The following is a 1,631-nucleotide window of genomic DNA, read 5'->3' as shown; positions in this document are numbered from 1 at the left end:
GCCGGCCGATTGCGCCGACTTCTGCGGCTTGGCCGGGACTTTCTGCTCGCGCGCGGCCTGCGCTTTCGGCAGCTTTGCATGCGCCACGGCCCGCGCCTTTTTCGGCTTGGCGCTGGCGACGTCCTTGCGGTCCGCGGTGCCGCGCTTCGAGATGTATTCGGCGCCGTCGATGGGGCCGACATGCGGCGGATCCCGGCCGAGATAGGGCCGGCCGATGCCGAGCGCCTTGCCGTTGGCGTCGACCCACTTCCAGAGGATTTCGGTCGAGACCCAGCGCTGCGCGCGGTTGTTGCCCGCGGTCGAGACGATGTCGGCCGCCATGCCGTGGCCATAGCCGCCGCGGGTGCTGCCGCCGTGATAGGAGCGGTCGGAGGCGGCCTTCAGGCCGCTCGCGATCGACTGGCGATAATCGTCGCGGAACGCGCTGGTGATGCCCGGCGAAAGGCCGGCGGCTTCTGCCGCAAGCAGCGTGCGGAACAGTTTTCGCTTAAAACTCTTGTCCATGCCGCCGATGACGTAGTCCATCATCGACATGTTCGCGTGTTCGGCCGCCTTTGGATCCTTCCAGCCGAAATCCTCGTCGACCAGTTTTGTGAAGCTCCGCATCACCGTGACCATCTTGCCCCGGCGCTTGACGGTGACGGCGCGGCGCTCCTCGACCTTGATCGAGTCTTCCTTGGGCGTGCGCTGGTAGAGCGCCCAGAGATAGCGGTCGATGCAGGTATCGACGACGAAGCATTCGTCGAGCACGGCGACGGTGTCGGCCGGTGGTGACGCCTTGCGTACGGCGGTTGCTGCCGGCCCGGTCGCGAGCGATGCGGGCGACAGGGCGTCCGTGGCCACGATCTCGGCGGCATCGGCCGATGCGAGCTTGACCGGCTCCTCTACGGGCGCGGCCGCGCCGGCGGCGGGCGCCGGCTCGGGCAACACTTGCGGGGCGGGCGGCGGCTCGGCCGGCAGGATCAGCGCAGGATCGGCGGAGGCGAGCTTGATGGAGGCGGCCTCAGGCGCCGCGGCCTCGGTGATCACTGGAGCCGGTGTCGCGGCAACCGCGGCGGCGATGTCGGCAGTCAGCGCCATGCCATCCTCGATCGTCGCAGCGCGCGGAACGTCGGCGAGATCGAGGCGGCCGAGGTCTTTCGCGCGCGAGATAGCGGCTGCATTGGCGCCGCTGTTCTCGATCAGGGCAGGGGCATAGGCGGACAGGGAGAGCGCCAGCCAGCCGGCCATCACGGCCGAGGGGCACGCGACTGCCACCAGAAGAGACCGCCGATCATTCATGATCCCTGCCTCCAAACGGTTCGGTTCGAACCAGTCTTGTCGAACAGTCTTGCATAGAAAGGCACGCAGTGCGTCAATTGTTCGGGTGACCGTGTGGCGGCGCAATGGCGCAATTCGGCGAAAGCGGGCTTTTTGGGGGAAGTGTGGCCTCGGGGCCACGCGCGGGTTCCAGGGTCCATCGACGCGGACTGCGAAAAATACGAATCCGATGACTTGCGCAACTTCCGCCGCGTGGCGCGCGTTGCTCGGACATGACGCATTCCTCGCTTCGTCCCATGGATGCCTTCGATCCCGACGAGCCCGCCATCCTGCATGATCGTGTCTCCGGCAGTATCATCACCTGGACCGCC

The 1,631-nt window shown here is 67.3% G+C and carries 1 protein-coding gene; it reads right to left on the bottom strand.

Annotated elements, in window-relative coordinates; genetic code table 11:
• Positions 1-1,281: hypothetical protein (locus A5906_RS24270; protein ID WP_080137806.1), on the bottom strand; the 1,281-nt coding region annotated here is incomplete at its 3' end.
• Positions 1,282-1,631: the final 350 nt, after the last annotated feature.

Source organism: Bradyrhizobium sacchari (assembly GCF_002068095.1).
Classification (GTDB): Bacteria; Pseudomonadota; Alphaproteobacteria; order Rhizobiales; family Xanthobacteraceae; genus Bradyrhizobium; species Bradyrhizobium sacchari.
The sequence above is the reverse complement of the archived record's forward strand: the minus strand, read 5'-3'. Positions and strand labels throughout refer to the sequence as shown.